Source organism: Rhizobacter koreensis, from assembly GCF_013366375.1.
Lineage (GTDB): Bacteria > Pseudomonadota > Gammaproteobacteria > Burkholderiales > Burkholderiaceae_C > Schlegelella_A > Schlegelella_A koreensis.
In genome coordinates this window covers 157,357-173,628 of sequence record NZ_JABWMJ010000008.1, presented here as the reverse complement: position 1 = coordinate 173,628, position 16,272 = coordinate 157,357, and the positions used below count along the sequence as shown (strand labels likewise).

Below are 16,272 nucleotides of genomic sequence, written 5' to 3'. Positions count from 1 at the left end.
GGGCGCCCCGACGATGGACTTCACCGAAAACCGCGAGCATGAGGCGATCCGCGAGGCGATCGGCAAGATCTGCAATCGTTTCGGCGACGACTACTGGCTCGCGCACGACCGCGACGGCGGCTTCCCCCACGAGCTGTACGACGCGCTCGCCGCCGGCGGCTGGCTGGGCATCTGCATGCCGGCCGAGTACGGCGGCAGCGGCATGGGCATCTCCGAGGCCACCGTGATGATGGCCGCCATTGCGCGTTCGGGCGCAGGCCTGTCGGGCTGCTCGTCGGTACACATGAACATCTTCGGCTTGCAGCCGGTCGTGGTGTTCGGCACCGACGAGCAGAAGCGCCGCATGCTGCCGCCGCTGATCGCCGGCCAGCACAAGGCCTGCTTCGCGGTGACCGAGCCGAACACCGGCCTCAACACCACCAAGCTCAAGACGCGCGCCGAGCGCAGCGGCGAGCACTACGTGCTGAGCGGCCAGAAGGTGTGGATTTCCACCGCGCAGGTCGCCAACAAGATGCTGATCCTGGCGCGCACCACGCCGGTGGAACAGTGCGCCAAGCCCACGCTGGGGCTGAGCCTGTTCTATACCGACCTCGACCGCCGGTTCGTCGAGGTGCGCGAGATCGAGAAGATGGGCCGCCACGCGGTGGACTCCAACCAGCTCTTCATCGACGGCCTGAAAGTGCCGGTGGAAGACCGCATCGGCGAAGAAGGCCGGGGCTTCGAGTACATCCTGCACGGCATGAATCCGGAGCGCATCCTGATCGCCGGCGAGGCGGTCGGGCTCGGGCAGGCCGCGCTCGAGCGCGCCACCCGCTACGCGCGCGAGCGCATCGTCTTCGACCGCCCGATCGGCCAGAACCAGGCCATCCAGCACCCGCTGGCGCAGAGCTGGATGGAGCTGGAAGCGGCGTGGCTGATGGCGATGCGCGGGGCCTGGAAGTACGACCAGAAGCTCGACTGCGGCGCCGATGCCAATGCCGCCAAGTACATGGCCGCGGAAGCCGGCTTCGCCGCCTGCCAGCGCGCCATGGCCACGCTGGGCGGCTTCGGCTACGCCAAGGAGTACCAGGTCGAACGTTATCTGCGCGAGATGCTGATCCCGCGCGTCGCGCCGATCAGCCCGCAGCTGATCCTGTGTTTCATCGCCGAGAAAGTACTCGGCCTGCCCAAGTCGTATTGATCGACAAGCCTTCGCCTCATGACCGCTGCCACCCTGGCCTCACCGGCCGATCGATTCGAAGAACGCGCCCTGCTGCGCGCGAGTGCCTCTGCCTTCGTCGGCAAGGAAGCTCCCGCCTCCCGTTCCCGCGCCCTGCGCGGCAAGGCCCCCGGGTTCGACCTGCGGTTCTGGGCGGCGCTGGCCCAGCAGGGATGGACCGGGTTGCTCGCGCCCGAGTCGGCCGGTGGCTATGGTCAGGGCCTGGCCGAAATGGCCGAGGTGGTCTCGGCGCTGTCGGCGCAGGCGGCGCCCGAGCCGGTGACCCCGGTCATCGTGTTCGCCGGTCGCCTGCTGGCGCGCTGCGGTGACGGCGGCCTGGCCGCGCAACTGCTGGAACGGACGGCAGCGGGGCAGTTGCTGCCTGCCGTGGCCTGGCAGGAGGACGCCGCCGGGGCCGCCAGCTTCGACCGCCATGGCCACCCCGCAGAGCCGGCCGTTGTGTGTGCACGCCACGAGGCCGGGCTGCGGCTGAGCGGCCGCAAGCTGCATGCGCGGCCCGGAGCGGGCGCGAACGGCTACATCGTCACCGCGTCGTCGTCCGACGGTCTGGCGCTGGTCTGGCTGCCGGCCGAAGCCGTGGGGTCCGGCCGCGAACTGCAGCGTCAGGCCGACGGCAGCTTTGCGGCCCGCCTCGAACTCGACAACGTGGTTCTGCCAGCCAGCCACCTGCTGGCCAGCGGCGAGCGGGCGCGCGCGGCCTTCGCCGCCGCCTGCGACGAGGCTCTTGTCATGGCCGGGGTGGAACTGCTCGCCTGCGCGCGTCGGATGCTGGACATGACCCTGGACTACCTGCGCACGCGCAAGCAGTTCGGCAAACCGATCGGCAGCTACCAGGCCCTGCAGCACCGTGCCGTGGACCTGCTCGTGCAGCGCGAGCTGAGCAGCGCGTTGCTCGAGCACGCGCTGGCCGAGCTCGACCGCGGCATCACCGGCGACGAGCGCGCGCAACTGGCGGCGCGCGTGAAGGCGCGCTGCTCGGAGGCGGCGCTGACCATCGGACGCGAGGCGGTGCAGATGCACGGCGCGATCGGCGTCACCGACGAACACGACCTCGGGCTGTACCTTCAGCGCGCACTCGTGCTGTCGGCGTGGCTCGGCAACGCCGCGCAGCATCGGCGCCGCTACGCCGCGCTGACACGAGACCATGGCGATGGCGGCAGCGCTGGCGCGGAGGGCACGGCACGATGAGCGCGTCGAGCATGGTCCGAGACTGGAACACGATGGACACCGAGGCCTTCCGTACCGAGGTGCGCGCCTTCTTCCAGCAGCACTACCCGGAACATCTGCGCTACCCCAAGCGACGCCTGCGCTGGGACGAGATCCGCCCTTGGACGCTGAAGCTCGCGGCCCACGGCTGGCTCGCCCCGAGCTGGCCGGCGCGCTACGGCGGCATGGGGCTGGCGCCGGACAAGCTGATCGCCTTCATCGAGGAGCAGGAGCGCCACGGCGTGGCCCGCGCCCCCGACATGGGCATCACCATGGTCGGCCCTCTGCTCATCCAGCACGGCACCGACGCGCAGCGCGCCCACCACCTGCCGCGCATCCTGGCCTGCCAGGACATCTGGTGCCAGGGCTACTCGGAACCGAACTCCGGCTCCGACCTCGCCAGCCTGCGCACCGAGGCGGTCCCAGATGGCGACGACTTCATCGTCACCGGGCAGAAGATCTGGACCACGCTAGCGCAGGACGCGACGCACATCTTCCTGCTCGTGCGCACCGACAAGGCGGCCAAGAAGCAGGAAGGCATCAGCTTCCTGCTGGCCCACATGAAGAGCCCCGGCATCACGGTGCGGCCCATCCGCAACATCGCGGGCGCCGAAGACTTCTGCGAGGTCTTCCTCGACAAGGTGCGCGTCCCGCGCGCCAACATCGTCGGCGAGCTGAACAAGGGCTGGACGATTGCCAAGGCGCTGCTCGGCTTCGAGCGCATCTTCCTCGGCAGCCCCAAGCAGAGCCAGTACGCGCTGTCGCGCGTCGAAGAGGCCGCAGCGGCGCTGGGGCTGCTCGACGATCCGGTGTTCAGCGACCGCTTCACGCAGCTGGCGCTGGACGTGGCCGACCTGGGCACGCTCTACGCGCGCTTCGTCGAGCAGGTCAAGCGCGGCGAGGCACTGGGCCCCGAGGTCTCGATGCTCAAGATCTTCGCCACCGAAACGTACTCGCGGCTGGCCAACCTGCTGGTCGAAATCGCCGGCGCCAGCGGCAGCACGCCGGGCGACGTGCCCACCGACAGCGGCACGATCGACGTGCTCACCACCTTCTACAACGCGCGCCCGGCCACGATCTACGGCGGCAGCAACGAGGTCCAGCGCAACATCCTGGCAGGCGCGGTGCTCCAGCTTCCCAGCTGATCGCGCGCACGCCGTCCCCCATTCGTTCATCCGCACAAAGGAAACATCGCCGTGCACAAAGGCAGCATGCTGAAAGACAAGGTGGCCGTGGTCACCGGATCGGGCCGGGGCATCGGCCGCGACATCGCGCTCGAAATGGCCGCCCAGGGCGCCAAGGTCGTCGTCAACGACATCGGCGCCTCGGTCGCGGGCGAAGGCCAGGACGCGAGCCTGGGCCAGCAGGTGGTCGACGAGATCAAGGCCATGGGCGGCCAGGCCGCGCTGTCCATCGACAGCGTGTCCACCTGGGCTTCGGCCGGCCGCATCGTGCAGTGCGCGCTGGACCACTTCGGCCGCATCGACGTCATCGTCAACAACGCCGGCATCCTGCGCGACCGCTTCTTCTTCGCCATGTCGGAAGAAGAGTGGAAGGCCGTCATCGACGTGCACCTCAACGGCTGCTTCTACGTCTCGCGCGCGGCAGCCACGCACTTCAAGGCCCAGAACTCGGGCGCCTACGTGCACATGACTTCCACCTCGGGCCTGATCGGCAACCTGGGTCAGGCCAACTACGGCGCGGCCAAGCTGGGGATCGTCGCGCTCTCGCGCTCGATCGCCGGCGACATGAAGCGCTACAACGTGCGCTCCAACTGCATCTCGCCGTTCGCGTGGAGCCGCATGATCGGCTCGATCCCGACCGACACGCCCGAGCAGCAGGCCCGCGTGGAGAAGCTCAAGAAGCTCGACACCGCGCAGATCGCGCCGATGGCCGCCTTCCTGGCCAGCGACGCTGCGGCCGAGGTCACCTCTCAGATCTTCGCCGTGCGCGGCAACGAGATCTTCCTGATGAGCCAGCCGCGGCCCGTGCGCGGCATGCACACCTCCGAGGGCTGGACGCCCGAGACGATCGCCGAGCGCGTGCTGCCCGCGATGAAGCCCAACTTCTTCCCGCTCGAGAGCTCGGCCGTCGTGTTCTCGTGGGATCCCGTCTGAATTCGCCCCCTCCCCTTCCAGCTTCTTGCACAAGGAATGCTTCAATGAACTATGCCGACTTCCAGTTCCTCAAGTTCGACGCCAAGCCCAACGGCGTACTGCTGATCACCATCAACCGCCCCGAGGTGATGAATGCCACCAACGGCCGCCTGCACTGGGAACTGACCAAGGTATGGGGCGTCGTCAACGACGACCCCAAGACCAAGGTGGCGGTGATCACCGGCGCCGGCGACCGCGCGTTCTCGGCCGGCGGCGACCTGTCCTGGATCACCAACATGGTCGGCAACGCCGAGACCATCAACATGGTGATGAACGAGGCCTCGGACATCGTCTACAACGTGATGGCCTGCGACAAGCCGGTGATCTCGGCCATCAACGGCGTGGCGGTCGGCGCCGGCCTGGCGGTGGCGATGATGGCCGACATCAGCATCATGGCCGAGGAAGCCAAGATCACCGACGGCCACGTCAAGCTCGGCGTCGCCGCCGGTGACCACGCGGCGATCTGCTGGCCGCTGCTGTGCGGCATGGCCAAGGCCAAGTACTACCTGATGACGGCCGAGTTCGTCTCGGGCAAGGAGGCCGAGCGCATCGGCCTGGTCAGCCTGTGCGTGCCGCGCGCGCAGCTGATGGACAAGGCGATGGAAGTCGCCGACAAGCTCGCCGCCGGCAGCCAGCAGGCGATCCGCTTCACCAAGCGTTCGCTCAACGGCTGGATGAACATGGCGCGGCCGATCTTCGAGAGCTCGCTGGCGATGGAGATGCTGTGCTTCCTGGGCGAGGATGCCAAGGAGGGCGTCGCCGCCGTCAAGGAGAAGCGCGCTCCCAACTTCCCTTCGGCCAATCGCTGAGTTTCCAGGAGGCAACGCCATGGACTTCGCCCTGACCCAGGAACAGCGCATGGTCTACGAGTACGGCGACCGCGTGTCGCAGCGCTTCGACCATGCGTACTGGAAGAAGTACGCCGAGAAGAGCGAGCCGCCGGCCGAGCTGTACAAGCAGATCACCGACGACGGCTTCCTCGGCATCATGGTGCCCGAGGCCTACGGTGGCGCCGGCCAGGGCATGACCGAGATGCTGCTGTTCATGGAGGGCCTGGCCAACAACGGCATCCCGCTGCTGAACCTGGTGGTCGGCCCGACGATGACCATGGGCCTGATGGCCAAGCACGCCAGCGAGGCGATGAAGCGCCGACTGCTGCCGGGCGGATGCGCCGGCGAGATCCGCTTCTGCTTCGCGATCACCGAGCCGAACGCCGGCTCGAACTCGATGGAGATCACCAGCATCGCCAAGACCGACGGCAAGGGCGGCTTCCGGCTGACCGGGCAGAAGGTCTTCATCACCGACGCCAACCACGCCGACTACGCGATGGTGGTCACCCGCACCACGCCGCGCGCCGACGTGAAGAAGAAGACCGACGGCTTCACCATCTTCATGGTCGACATGAAGAAGAAGGGCATCAGCAAGACGCTGATCCCGGTGGCCTTCCCGGTGCCCGAGACGCAGTGGCAGGTGTTCTTCGACGACGTGGCGCTGACCGAGGACGACGTGCTCGGCGAGGTCGGCAAGGGTTTCGGCATCCTGTTCGACACGCTCAACCCGGAGCGCATCATCCTGGCGGGCCTGTGCACCGGCGTCGGCCGCTTCGCGCTCAAGAAGGCGGTGGCCTATGCCAACGACCGCAAGCTCTTCAACAAGACGCCGATCGGCGCCTACCAGGGCGTGCAGCATCCGCTGGCCATCGCGCGCAGCGAGATCGAGATGGCCTCGCTGATGGCGCTGAAGGCCGCCTGGGCCTTCGACCAGGGGCTGCCGGCGGGCGAATTCGCCAACATCGCCAAGTACGCCGGTGCCGAAGCCGGCATCCACGCGGTGGACGCCACCATCCAGACCCACGGCGGCAACGGCTTCACCAAGGAATACGGCATCTACGACCTGTACGGCCTGGTGCGGCTGCTGCGCACCGCGCCGCTGAACCGCGAGATGGTGCTGAACTACATCGCCGAGCACGTGATGGGATTGCCGCGCTCGTACTGAAGGCTGCACTGGAGCTTCGAATGAACCATTCGCGTCGCCACTGCCTGCTTGGCGGCCTCGCCGCTGCGCTGCTGCCCCGGGCCGCTGGCGCGCAGGAAGCCGCCTATCCATCGCGCCCGCTGCGTTTCCTGGTCGGCTTCGCCCCCGGCGGGCCGGCTGACGGCGTGACGCGCCTGTTCGCGAGCCGCCTGCAGGCGCAGCTCGGCCAGACCGTCATCGTCGAGAACGTGCCGGGCGCCGGCAGCACGCTGGGCGTCGCGAGATTGTCGAAGATGGCCGCCGACGGCTACGCGATCGGTTTTGCGCACACGGCGTCGCTCAGCATCGGGCCGAGCCTGTACAAGAACGTCGGCTACGACCCGCTCAAGGACCTCACGCCAGTGGCCAAGGTCTGCGAATACGTCAACGTGCTGGCGGTGCGCGCCGACAGCCCCTGGCGCTCGCTGGCCGATCTGCTCGCGGCCGCGCGTTCGCAGCCCGGCACGTTGAGCTACGGCTCGGCCGGCATCGGTTCGACCAACCACCTGAGCGGCGAACTGCTCGCGGCCAAGGCCGGCGTGAAGCTCACGCACGTGCCCTACCGCGGCACGGCGCTGGCGATCAACGACCTGATGAGCGGCGCCCTGCAGTTCGTCTTCGACGCGCCCAACAGCGCCGGGCCGCTGGCGGCCGCCGGCAAGCTGCGCCTGCTGGCCGCGACGGGGCGCAGCCGCCACAAGCTCTACCCCGACCTGCCCGCCATTGCCGAGACCGTGCCCGACTATGAGTTTCGGGGCTGGATGGGCGTGGTTGCACCGCCCGGGTTGCCGCCGGGCGTTCACCAACGGCTGACACGCGAACTGGAGTTGGCCGCCGCCGCGCCGGACACGGGCAAGCGCCTCGCGGCGCTGGGCCTGGACGTGGCGTTCGCCGGGCCCCAGGAGATGACGCGGGTGATCGCCGCGGAGATCGCGTTGTGGGACCCGCTGATAAAGTCACTCAACCTCAGCGCGCAGTAGCACCGATCGTATGCGTCCGCTGGACGCATCGATGGCGGAGTCGGGATGCGATACCTGCTGGCGCTTGCGCCGGGCTCAGTGCCCTTCGAAGCGCGGCACGCGGCGTTCGGCCATCGCCTTGACGCCTTCGGCGAAATCCGCGGTCTTGAAGTGCGCGTTCTGCTCGATGCTTTCGCGCGCCACCGCCAGGCGGAACTGTTCCACGAACCCGGCGCGCAGCGTCGCACGAGTGGACTGCACCGCGATCGGCGACGATACCGCGATCTCCGCGGCCAGTTCGACGGCCTTCGCGCGCACCTGCGCCTGTTCGACCAGCATGTCGGCAAGGCCGATGCGCAACGCCTCTTCGCCGCCGATGCGCCGCCCGGTGTAGAACAGCAGCGCGGCCTGCTGCGCGCCGACGAGCCGCGGCAGCGTGAACGACAGTCCGAAGCCGGGGTGGAAACCGAGGCGGTTGAAGTTGACCGAGAAGCGCGCCTCGGCGCAGGTGACGCGGAAGTCGGCCACCAGCGCGAGGCCCATGCCGCCGCCGATGGCCGGGCCATGCACCGCCGCCACCACCGGCTTGGCGCACGAGACGAGGCGGATCGCCTCGAAGTACAGCGGGTTCACCGCGCGCGGGCTCTTCTGCGGCGGCGTGGCGTCGCGGTTGGCGAAGTTGGCACCGGCGCAGAACGAGTTGCCCTGCGCGCACAGCACGATGGCGCGGCAGCGCGGGTCGGCGTCCAGCGCCTCGAACGCGTCGGCCAGGCCCTGGATCATCGGGATGTCGAAGAAGTTGTGCGGCGGCCGGCGGATCTCGACCAGCGCCACGTTGCCTTCGAAATCCACGCCCACGATCGGGCTGCCCGCGGTGTCGTTCATCGTCGCTCCTCGCTGCTGTCGATGGGGCCATCGTAGCCCAAACGGCCGCGTTACCTAACAACCGTTTGACTATACTGAGCAGCGTCAGTTCGGCCACTTCGGCCACTTCGAGGAGCTCGCTAATGAGCAACGACCGCGTGCCGACCATCGCCGATGCGCTTGCCGACTTTGCCGCGTCGCTGCGGCCGAACGACATTCCCGAGCCCGTGCGCGAACGCGCCCGCCACCTGATCCTCGACGCCGTCGGCATCGCCCATGCGTCCACGCACTACGAGTTCGCGCACCGCTCGCTGTCGGCGGCGCAGGAACTGTCGGGCGGCGCTGGCGCCACGCCGGTGATCGCGTTGGCGGCGCGCCTGGCGCCGCGCGACGCGATGCTGATGAACGGCCTGCTGATCCACGGCCTGGACTACGACGACACGCACGCCGCCGGCGTCATCCATGCCACCGCCAGCACGTTCCCGTGCGCGCTCGGGACCGCCGCGCTGGCCGGCGCGGACGGCGAAGCGCTGCTGGACGCCTACGTGGCCGGCATGGAGGTCGGCGCGCGGCTCGCCTCGGTGGCCAAGGGCGGCTTCCATCAGGTCGGCTTCCACCCCACGGGCCTGGTCGGCGCGTTCGCCTGCACACTGGTTGCCGGACGGCTGCTCGGGCTCAACGCGGCGCAGCTCGCATCGGCGCAAGGCATCGCGCTGTCGATGGGCTCGGGCAGCCTGGAGTTCCTGCAGGACGGCGCCTGGACCAAGCGCATGCACCCGGGCTGGGCGGCAGGCGCCGGGCTGACCGCGGCGACGATGGCGCGCCATGGCTTCGTCGGCCCCAGGCAGGCCTACGAGGGCCGCTTCGGCCTCTTCAACAGCCACCTCGGGCCGCTCGCGCGCGACGGCGACCTGGGCCTGGCCATCGCCGGCCTGGGCGAGGTGTGGGAACTGGCGAAGGTGAACGTCAAGCCGCTGCCGGCCTGCCACTTCACGCACGCCTGTGCCGACGCGGCGGCGATCCTGCGCGAACGCCACGGCCTGCGCCCGCAGCAGATCCGCAGCGTGCGCGCGCTCGTGCCGGCCGAGGTGGTGAAGACGGTGTGCGAGCCGGTGGCCACCAAGAAGCGCCCGCAGAATAGTTACGACGCGCAGTTCAGCATCCCCTACATCGTGGCGACGGCGCTGATCCGGGGCCGCTTCGGCCTGGCCGAGCTGGACGAATCGGCGCTGCGCGACGAAGCCACGCTCGCGCTCGCCGCGAAGGTGGAGTACGAGGTGGACCCCAACTCGCCCTTCCCGAAGTACTACTCGGGCGAAGTGATCGTCACGCTGGACGACGGGCGCGAACTGCGCCATCGCGAGCACGTCAACCGCGGCGGCGAGGAACGCCCGATCACGAACGCCGAGGTGGTGCGCAAGTACGACGAGAACATGGCGCTGGTCGCGTCGCCGGCGCGTGCGGCGCAGGTGCGCGAACGGGTGCTCGCGATCGGCAAGGGCTGCGCCGCCGCCGAGCTGCAGGCTGGGCTCGCGGCACGCGGATGACGCGCACGATGGACGCTGGCAACGAAACCGACGGCGCGATCCTCGACGCGATCGACCGCTTCCTGCGCGTCGAGGTGCGCCCGCACGTGAAGCGGCTGGAGCAGGCCGACGAGTACCCGACGGCGATCGTCGAGGGCATGAAGGCGATGGGCCTGTTCGGCTGCATCATCCCGGTCGAGTACGGCGGCCTCGGCCTGAGCACCGCCACCTACGCGGCCGTGGTGGCGCGCATCGCGTCGGTGTGGATGTCGCTGTCGGGCATCATCAACTCGCACCTCATCATGGCCGCCGCGGTGCTGCGAAGCGGCACCGAGGAGCAGAAGCGTGAACTGCTGCCGCGCTTCGCCAGCGGCGAGCTGCGCGGCGGCATCGGCCTGACCGAGCCCGACGCCGGCACCGACCTGCAGGCCATCCGCACCCGCGCCGTGCGCGACGGCGACCACTACGTCGTCAACGGCGGCAAGACCTGGATCACCAACAGCGGCCAGGGCGGCTGCATCGCGCTGCTGGTGAAGACCGATCCCGCCGCCGAGCCGCGGCACAAGGGGATGAGCCTGTTCATTGCCGAGAAGGGTCCGGGCTTCGTCGTCGCGCGCAAGCTGAAGAAGCTGGGCTACCGCGGCATCGACACCTGCGAGCTGCGCTTCGACGACTACCGCGTGCCGGCCTCGCGGCTGGTCGGCGGCGTCGAGGGCCGCGGGCTGCAGCAGGTGCTGTCGGGCCTGGAGCTGGGGCGCATCAACGTCGCCGCGCGCGGGCTCGGCGTGGCCACCGCGGCGCTCTCCGACGCAGTGGCCTACGCGCAGCAGCGCAAGACCTTCGGCAAGCCGATCTGCGAGCACCAGGCCATCCAGTTGAAGCTCGGCGAGATGGGCACGCGCGTGGAGGCGGCCAAGCTGCTCGTGCAGTCGGCCGCGCGCGCCTACGACCGGGGCGAGCGCTGCGACATGGAAGCCGGCATGGCCAAGTACTTCGCCACCGAGGCGGCGATGGAGAACGCGCTGGAGTGCATGCGCATCCACGGCGCCTACGGCTACTCGCCCGAGTTCGACGTCGAGCGCTACTTCCGCGACGCGCCGCTGCTGCTGATCGGCGAAGGCACCAACGAGATGCAGCGCATCATCATCGCGCGCCAACTCGTGCAACGGAACCCGGTGTGACGCATCGCCCGGGCATCGCAGCGGCCGTCATCGCCATGCTGGCGGCGCAGGCGCTGATGTCGGCCGCCACCGTGGCCCTGCCGGTGCTGGCGCCGAAGGCGGCTCCAGACCTCGGCGTGCCCGCGGCCTGGGTGGGGCTGTTCGTGGCGCTGGTGTACGGCAGCAGCATGGTGTGCGGCCTGGCCGGTGGCTCGCTGCTGCGGCGCTGGGGCGCCGTGCGGACCAGCCAGGTCAGCCTGCTGTGCGCTTGCGCCGCGCTGCTGCTGGTGGCGCTGCCCCATCCGCTGGCCACCGTGGCCGGCGCCCTGGTGCTGGGCCTCGGCTACGGTCCACTGAACCCGGCCAGTTCGCACCTGCTCGATCGCGTGGCACCACCGCAGCGGCGCGCCACGATCTTCTCGATCAAGCAGACCGGCGTGCCGCTTGGCGCGGTGCTGGCCGGCGCGCTGCTGCCCTCGCTGGCGCTGGCGGCCGGCTGGCCGGCGGCTGTGGCAGCGCTGGCCGCGGCCTGCGTCATGCTCGCTGCGCTGCTGCAGCCGCTGCGCGCGGCGTTCGACGATGACCGGCAGCCGCACGCCCCCGTGCGGCTCTCGGACCTGGCGCAACCGGCGAAGCATGCATGGGCCGATCGCCCCGGCTGGCTGTTGGCCGCCAGTTCGTTCTGCTTCGCGGCGCTGCAATTGTGCCTGGGCACCTACCTGGTGACCTACCTCACCAGCCAGATGGGCTACGACCTCGTGCTCGCCGGCCTGGTGCTCGCCGCAACGCAGGCGGCCGGGGTCGCCGGCCGCCTGGTCGCCGGCGACCTGGCCGACCGGCTGGGCGCCCGGCCCGTGATGGCGGGCATGGGCCTCTCGATGGCGGCCTGTGCGTTCGCCAGCGCAGGCGCCGCCGCGTTGCCGATGGCGGCCATGCTCGCGCTCTACATGCTGTTCGGCGCCAGCGCCATCGGCTGGAACGGCGTCTACCTGGCCGACGTGGCGCGGCGGGCACCTCCGGGCGGTGTGGGCACGGCCACGTCCGCGGCACTGGTCATCACCTTCGGCGGCGTGATGGCCGGCCCCGCGATCTTCGGCGCACTGCTCCAGCTGGGCCTCACCTATGGCACGGCCTTCATGGTCATGGGGCTTCCCGCGCTGGTCTGCGGCCTGCGCCTTGCGCGGGCCGCGGTCAGGCGCTGACGGGTGCCTGCCGCGTGCAGTGGAAGTCCGCCAGATCGGCGTCGTGCGCCGCTTGCCAGTAGTCCACCAGCCGCCAGGGCAGCACCGTGAAGACACGGCCGTGGCGGTTGCGGTAGTAGGTGGACATGCCGGGATGCGACCAGATCAGCGTCTCGTGTTCGGCGTCGAAGCGGCGCTGGTAGTCGTCGAGCACCTGGGGCCGCACGTCGATCGCACCGACACCCTGCTCGGCCATGCGCACCAGGCAGGAGGTGATGTAGCGCGCCTGGCACTCGGACTGGAAGGTGATGCTGCCGCCGTGGCCGGAGGAAGTGCCCGGCCCGATCATGCAGAAGAAGTTGGGGAATCCGGGCACCATCACGCCGAGGTAGGCGCGCAGGTCATCGTCACCCCAGGCCTGCGCCAGGCTGCACCCGCCGCGACCGATGATGCCCAGCCGCGCCGCCATCTCGGTGAGCTTGAAGCCGGTGGCGTAGACGATCACGTCGGCCTCGCGCAGCGTTCCGTCGGCGGTTTCGATGCCGGCGCCGGCGATGCGCCGGATCGGCTCGGTCACCAGTTCGACGCCGGGCTTCCTCAGCATGCGGTACCAGTCGTTGTCGAGCAGGATGCGCTTGCCGTAGGGCGGATAGTCCGGGATGCACTTGGCCAGCAGGTCGGGCCGGCCTTCCAATTCGGCGTGGATGAAGTCGGTCAGTTCGCGGCGGTGGCGGTCGTTGACTGCGTTGACGGCGCGCTGCGGGTGCGGCCAATCCGGGTCCTTCTTCAGCGTCTTGAGCAAACCGTCGCCGTAGCGCCAGAACATCGTGAAGCGGAACCACTCGGCGTAGTACGGCACGTGCGCCAGCAGCCACTGCGCCTCGGGCCCGATCGGATCACGATAACCGGGAATCGGGCGCGCCCATTGCGGCGAGCGCTGGTAGATCGCCAGCGAGCGCACCGTGTCGGCGATCTCCGGCGCGAGCTGCATCACGGTGGCGCCGGTGCCGATGATGGCCACGCGCCGGCCCTCGACCTTCAAGCCCTGGGGCCACTTCGCCGAGTGGAAGCTCTCGCCCGCGAACGTGCCGGCGCCCTCGATGTGCGGCAGCTGCGGATCGCTCAGCTGGCCGATGGCGCTGACGAGGACGCGAGAGCGCAGCTCGCTGTCGCCTTCCGGCCCGCGCAGGCGCGCGACCCACTGCTGCGCCTCCTCGTCCCAGGTGGCGCCCATCAACTGGGTCGAAAGGCGGATGTGCCGTCGCAAGCCCACAGCCTCGACAACCTGCCGCAGGTACGCCAGCACTTCCTCGCGGCGCGAGAAGTAGCGCGGCCACAGGAAGCGAGGCCCGAACGAGAATGAATAGGCGTGGTTGGGGGTATCGACCCCGCAGCCTGGATAGCGGTTGACGAACCACGCACCGCCCACGTCGCCGTCCTTCTCGACGATGGTGAACGGCACCCCCAGCTCGATCAGGCTGGCGCCCAGGGCGATGCCACTGACGCCAGCGCCAACGATCAACACATGGTCATCTCGTCCCGCGGGGCGCGTCACGCTTGCCGGCCAGCCGAGACGCCGCGGCACCAGCGCCATCTCTTCGCGCGTCAGGCGCGCGTACTCCGGCGGAACGCTCTCGCCCAGGCAGACGGACATCATGCGTTGCATCAGCGTGTCGCCAGGGTCGTGGATGGCGGGCGGGGTGCCGGCTGCAAGCATCTCCACCGCCGCCTGCCGGATGCGCTGCTGCACGTCCGGCGGCAGCCCCGCGGCCGGGTCAGCGACCAGGTTCACGTCGCGTCGCGGGCAGAACGGTGGTTCAAGCCAGCCCAGATCGCCGCTGGCGTGAACCAGCACCATGAGCAGCACGCGCAGATCGGCAGCCGCCACGGCGCCTTCGAGCTGCTGATGGTCGATTCGTGCTCCGGTCATGGTGCTCCCAAGCCCCTTCGGTCACGGTAGGTATGTGGCGGCACATTCTAATTCCAACTAACAGCCGTTAGGGACTTTCCGCATGGAGCTCCGCGCGCGCGCTCCGTACATTACGCCGGCATGCGCCCGACGGTCGGCGCGGGTCGACTTCAGGAGCACGTCCACCATGATCAGAGCCCTGCTCGCCTTCGTCGTTGCGCTGACGCTCGCCGGCCCGTCGCTCGCCCAGACGGCAGCCGTGAGCTACCCCAGCAAGCCGATCCGCTTCATCGTGCCCTACGCCCCGGGCGGCAGCACCAGCTACGTGGCGCGCCTGGTGGGAGCGAAGCTGACCGAGGCCTGGGGGCAGCAGGTGCTGATCGACAACAAGCCCGGCGCGAACACCGTCATCGGCACGGAGGCGCTGGCCAGGTCGGGGCCCGACGGCTACACCATCTCGCTGGCCGCCTCGACGCACGTGACGGTGCCGCACCTCGTGTCCAGCCTGCCCTTCGATGTGCTGCGCGACTTCACGCCGGTGGCGAGCCTGGTGACGACGCAGCTCGTGCTGGTGGTGCACCCCTCGGTGCCCGCATCCAATGTGTCGGAGTTCATTGCGCTGGCCAAGGCCAGGCCGAACGAGCTGAACTTCGCGGCAGTGGGCACCGGCAGTTCGACCCACCTCGCCGGCGAGTACTTCAAGAGCGTGGCCGGGGTGAAGATGCAACATGTGCCGTACAAAGGTACTGCGCCGGCGCTGACCGACCTGATCGGTGGCCAGATCCAGCTCAACTTCGACACGCCGGTGACCTCGATTCCGCACGTCAAGGCGGGGCGCCTGCGCGCCCTGGCGATCACCGGTACCAAGCGGCTTGCCACCCTGCCCGACGTGCCCACCTTCGCCGAGGCCGGGCTGCCGGCGTACGACTTCCAGCTCTGGTTCGGCGTGCTCGCGCCCGCGGGCACGCCGCGCCCGATCATCGAGAAGCTGTCGGCCGAGATCGCGCGCATCCTCGCCATGCCCGATGTGAAGCAGCAGTTGGCCGAGCAGGGCCTAGACACCGCGTACCGGCCATCGGCCGAATTCGATGCGCTGCTGCGGACCGACCACGAGCGCTTCGGCAAGCTCATCAGCTCGGCGGGCATCAAGATCGAGTAGCGCCCGGCCACTGGCCATTTCGTCAATGGACATTTCCCTACCAAGCGTTTGGTCGATATACTCCCAGGACTGCGCGCCGCGTGCGCGGCAGAAACAAACAGCGAAAGGTTGACGACATGGATCTCGAACTCAAGGACAAGTCGGTCATCGTGACCGGCGGCGGCTCGAACATCGGCCGCGCCATCGTGCTGGCCTTCGCGGCCGAAGGCGCACACCTGACCATCGGCGACATCGACATCGCGCAGGCCGAGAAAACGGCCGAGTTCGCGAAGAAGCTCGGCGCCGCCTCGGCCCAGGTGGTGAAGACCGACGTCACGCAGCTCGATCAGGTGCAGGCGATGTTCAAGGCCGCCACCGACAAGCACGGCCGCGTCGACGTGCTGGTCAACAACGTCGGCTGGGACAACCTGATGTTCTTCACCCAGACCACGCCCGAGTTCTGGCGCAAGGTCATCGACATCAACTACGTGGGGGTGCTGAACTGCACCAAGACCGCGCTGGACGTCATGGTCAAGCAGAACAGCGGCGCCATTGTCTCGATCAGCTCCGACGCCAGCCGCCAGGGCGAGCCGCGCGAGGCCGTCTACGGCGGCGTGAAGGCCGCGGTCAACAGCTTCATGAAGACCATCGCCAAGGAGAACGGCCGCTTCGGCATCCGCTGCAACGTGGTCTGCCCGGGCGTGACGATTCCATCCAGCGCCGACGAGGTGGGCGGCAGCAGCATGTGGACCAACGCCGACAGCATGTTCTCGCCCGAGCAGATCGAGAAGGCCGCCAAGGCCATGCCGCTGCGCAAGGTCGGCCGCCCGCAGGACGTGGCCAATGCCGTGGTGTTCCTCGCCTCGGGCAAGGCCGGCCACGTGACCGGCCAGGTGCTCAGCGTCTCGGGCGGTTACAGCATGATCGGCTGAGGGGGATTG

The 16,272-nt window shown here is 69.2% G+C and carries 14 protein-coding genes; 12 read left to right on the top strand and 2 right to left on the bottom strand.

The features are described 5' to 3' along the window. Nucleotides 1-13 precede the first annotated feature (13 nt). From HQN59_RS17340 to HQN59_RS17310, 7 genes are all read left to right on the top strand, one after another. Nucleotides 14-1,180 carry an acyl-CoA dehydrogenase family protein gene (locus HQN59_RS17340; protein WP_176070371.1) on the top strand — a complete coding sequence of 389 codons (1,167 nt, stop codon included), beginning with the start codon at nucleotides 14-16 and terminating at the stop codon, nucleotides 1,178-1,180. Nucleotides 1,181-1,198: 18 nt separating this feature from the next. After that, nucleotides 1,199-2,407 carry an acyl-CoA dehydrogenase family protein gene (locus tag HQN59_RS17335; protein WP_176070370.1) on the top strand — a complete coding sequence of 403 codons (1,209 nt, stop codon included), beginning with the start codon at nucleotides 1,199-1,201 and terminating at the stop codon, nucleotides 2,405-2,407. Continuing rightward, the gene (locus HQN59_RS17330; RefSeq protein WP_176070369.1) at nucleotides 2,404-3,570 is read left to right on the top strand and encodes an acyl-CoA dehydrogenase family protein; all 1,167 of its coding nucleotides are present in this window, start codon (nucleotides 2,404-2,406) and stop codon (nucleotides 3,568-3,570) included. Before HQN59_RS17335 ends, HQN59_RS17330 begins: the two co-directional genes overlap by 4 nt. A 66-nt stretch (nucleotides 3,571-3,636) precedes the next feature. After that, nucleotides 3,637-4,542 (top strand): SDR family oxidoreductase, encoded by a 906-nt coding sequence (locus HQN59_RS17325; RefSeq protein WP_176070518.1) that lies wholly within the window; start codon nucleotides 3,637-3,639, stop codon nucleotides 4,540-4,542. A 44-nt stretch (nucleotides 4,543-4,586) separates the two neighbouring features. Then, complete coding sequence (locus tag HQN59_RS17320) at nucleotides 4,587-5,390, top strand: enoyl-CoA hydratase/isomerase family protein (RefSeq protein ID WP_038200704.1); 804 nt, start codon at nucleotides 4,587-4,589, stop codon at nucleotides 5,388-5,390. Nucleotides 5,391-5,409: 19 nt separating this feature from the next. Next, on the top strand, nucleotides 5,410-6,576 hold the full coding sequence (locus HQN59_RS17315; protein ID WP_176070368.1) for an acyl-CoA dehydrogenase family protein: 1,167 nt from the start codon (nucleotides 5,410-5,412) through the stop codon (nucleotides 6,574-6,576). Between the two features lie 20 nt (nucleotides 6,577-6,596). Then, entirely contained in the window at nucleotides 6,597-7,574 is a 978-nt protein-coding gene (locus HQN59_RS17310) for a Bug family tripartite tricarboxylate transporter substrate binding protein (protein ID WP_176070367.1), read from the top strand. 75 nt (nucleotides 7,575-7,649) lie between these two features. Here the strand turns inward: HQN59_RS17310 and HQN59_RS17305 are convergent, their stop codons facing one another. Then, entirely contained in the window at nucleotides 7,650-8,438 is a 789-nt protein-coding gene (locus tag HQN59_RS17305) for an enoyl-CoA hydratase/isomerase family protein (protein ID WP_176070366.1), read from the bottom strand. A 122-nt stretch (nucleotides 8,439-8,560) separates the two neighbouring features. Here HQN59_RS17305 and HQN59_RS17300 point away from each other — a divergent pair, with 122 nt between their 5' ends. From HQN59_RS17300 to HQN59_RS17290, 3 genes are read left to right on the top strand one after another with little or no spacing between them, the layout of a single operon-like run. Then, nucleotides 8,561-9,964: an MmgE/PrpD family protein gene (locus tag HQN59_RS17300; protein WP_176070365.1), complete on the top strand. Its 1,404-nt coding sequence runs from the start codon at nucleotides 8,561-8,563 to the stop codon at nucleotides 9,962-9,964. A gap of 8 nt (nucleotides 9,965-9,972) precedes the next feature. Next, nucleotides 9,973-11,124, top strand: coding sequence for an acyl-CoA dehydrogenase family protein (locus HQN59_RS17295; protein ID WP_176070364.1), 1,152 nt, complete (start codon nucleotides 9,973-9,975; stop codon nucleotides 11,122-11,124). Beyond that, nucleotides 11,121-12,305, top strand: coding sequence for an MFS transporter (locus HQN59_RS17290; RefSeq protein ID WP_176070363.1), 1,185 nt, complete (start codon nucleotides 11,121-11,123; stop codon nucleotides 12,303-12,305). Before HQN59_RS17295 ends, HQN59_RS17290 begins: the two co-directional genes overlap by 4 nt. Here the strand turns inward: HQN59_RS17290 and HQN59_RS17285 are convergent. Beyond that, the gene (locus HQN59_RS17285; protein ID WP_176070362.1) at nucleotides 12,295-14,214 is read right to left on the bottom strand and encodes a flavin-containing monooxygenase; all 1,920 of its coding nucleotides are present in this window, start codon (nucleotides 14,212-14,214) and stop codon (nucleotides 12,295-12,297) included. The genes HQN59_RS17290 and HQN59_RS17285 overlap by 11 nt on opposite strands. 166 nt (nucleotides 14,215-14,380) lie before the next feature. Here HQN59_RS17285 and HQN59_RS17280 point away from each other — a divergent pair, with 166 nt between their 5' ends. Beyond that, nucleotides 14,381-15,352 (top strand): Bug family tripartite tricarboxylate transporter substrate binding protein, encoded by a 972-nt coding sequence (locus HQN59_RS17280; RefSeq protein WP_176070361.1) that lies wholly within the window; start codon nucleotides 14,381-14,383, stop codon nucleotides 15,350-15,352. 116 nt (nucleotides 15,353-15,468) lie between these two features. After that, complete coding sequence (locus tag HQN59_RS17275; protein WP_038200711.1) at nucleotides 15,469-16,263, top strand: SDR family NAD(P)-dependent oxidoreductase; 795 nt, start codon at nucleotides 15,469-15,471, stop codon at nucleotides 16,261-16,263. Nucleotides 16,264-16,272 lie beyond the last annotated feature (9 nt).

Coding starts and splice junctions, on each gene's coding strand:
- HQN59_RS17340 (WP_176070371.1), top strand. CDS start 14: ATGGACTTCACCGAAAACCGCGAGCATGAGGCGATCCGCGAGGCGATC.
- HQN59_RS17275 (WP_038200711.1), top strand. CDS start 15,469: ATGGATCTCGAACTCAAGGACAAGTCGGTCATCGTGACCGGCGGCGGC.
- HQN59_RS17285 (WP_176070362.1), bottom strand. CDS start 14,214: ATGACCGGAGCACGAATCGACCATCAGCAGCTCGAAGGCGCCGTGGCG.
- HQN59_RS17330 (WP_176070369.1), top strand. CDS start 2,404: ATGAGCGCGTCGAGCATGGTCCGAGACTGGAACACGATGGACACCGAG.
- HQN59_RS17280 (WP_176070361.1), top strand. CDS start 14,381: ATGATCAGAGCCCTGCTCGCCTTCGTCGTTGCGCTGACGCTCGCCGGC.
- HQN59_RS17335 (WP_176070370.1), top strand. CDS start 1,199: ATGACCGCTGCCACCCTGGCCTCACCGGCCGATCGATTCGAAGAACGC.
- HQN59_RS17310 (WP_176070367.1), top strand. CDS start 6,597: ATGAACCATTCGCGTCGCCACTGCCTGCTTGGCGGCCTCGCCGCTGCG.
- HQN59_RS17325 (WP_176070518.1), top strand. CDS start 3,637: ATGCTGAAAGACAAGGTGGCCGTGGTCACCGGATCGGGCCGGGGCATC.
- HQN59_RS17300 (WP_176070365.1), top strand. CDS start 8,561: ATGAGCAACGACCGCGTGCCGACCATCGCCGATGCGCTTGCCGACTTT.
- HQN59_RS17320 (WP_038200704.1), top strand. CDS start 4,587: ATGAACTATGCCGACTTCCAGTTCCTCAAGTTCGACGCCAAGCCCAAC.
- HQN59_RS17315 (WP_176070368.1), top strand. CDS start 5,410: ATGGACTTCGCCCTGACCCAGGAACAGCGCATGGTCTACGAGTACGGC.
- HQN59_RS17295 (WP_176070364.1), top strand. CDS start 9,973: ATGGACGCTGGCAACGAAACCGACGGCGCGATCCTCGACGCGATCGAC.
- HQN59_RS17305 (WP_176070366.1), bottom strand. CDS start 8,438: ATGAACGACACCGCGGGCAGCCCGATCGTGGGCGTGGATTTCGAAGGC.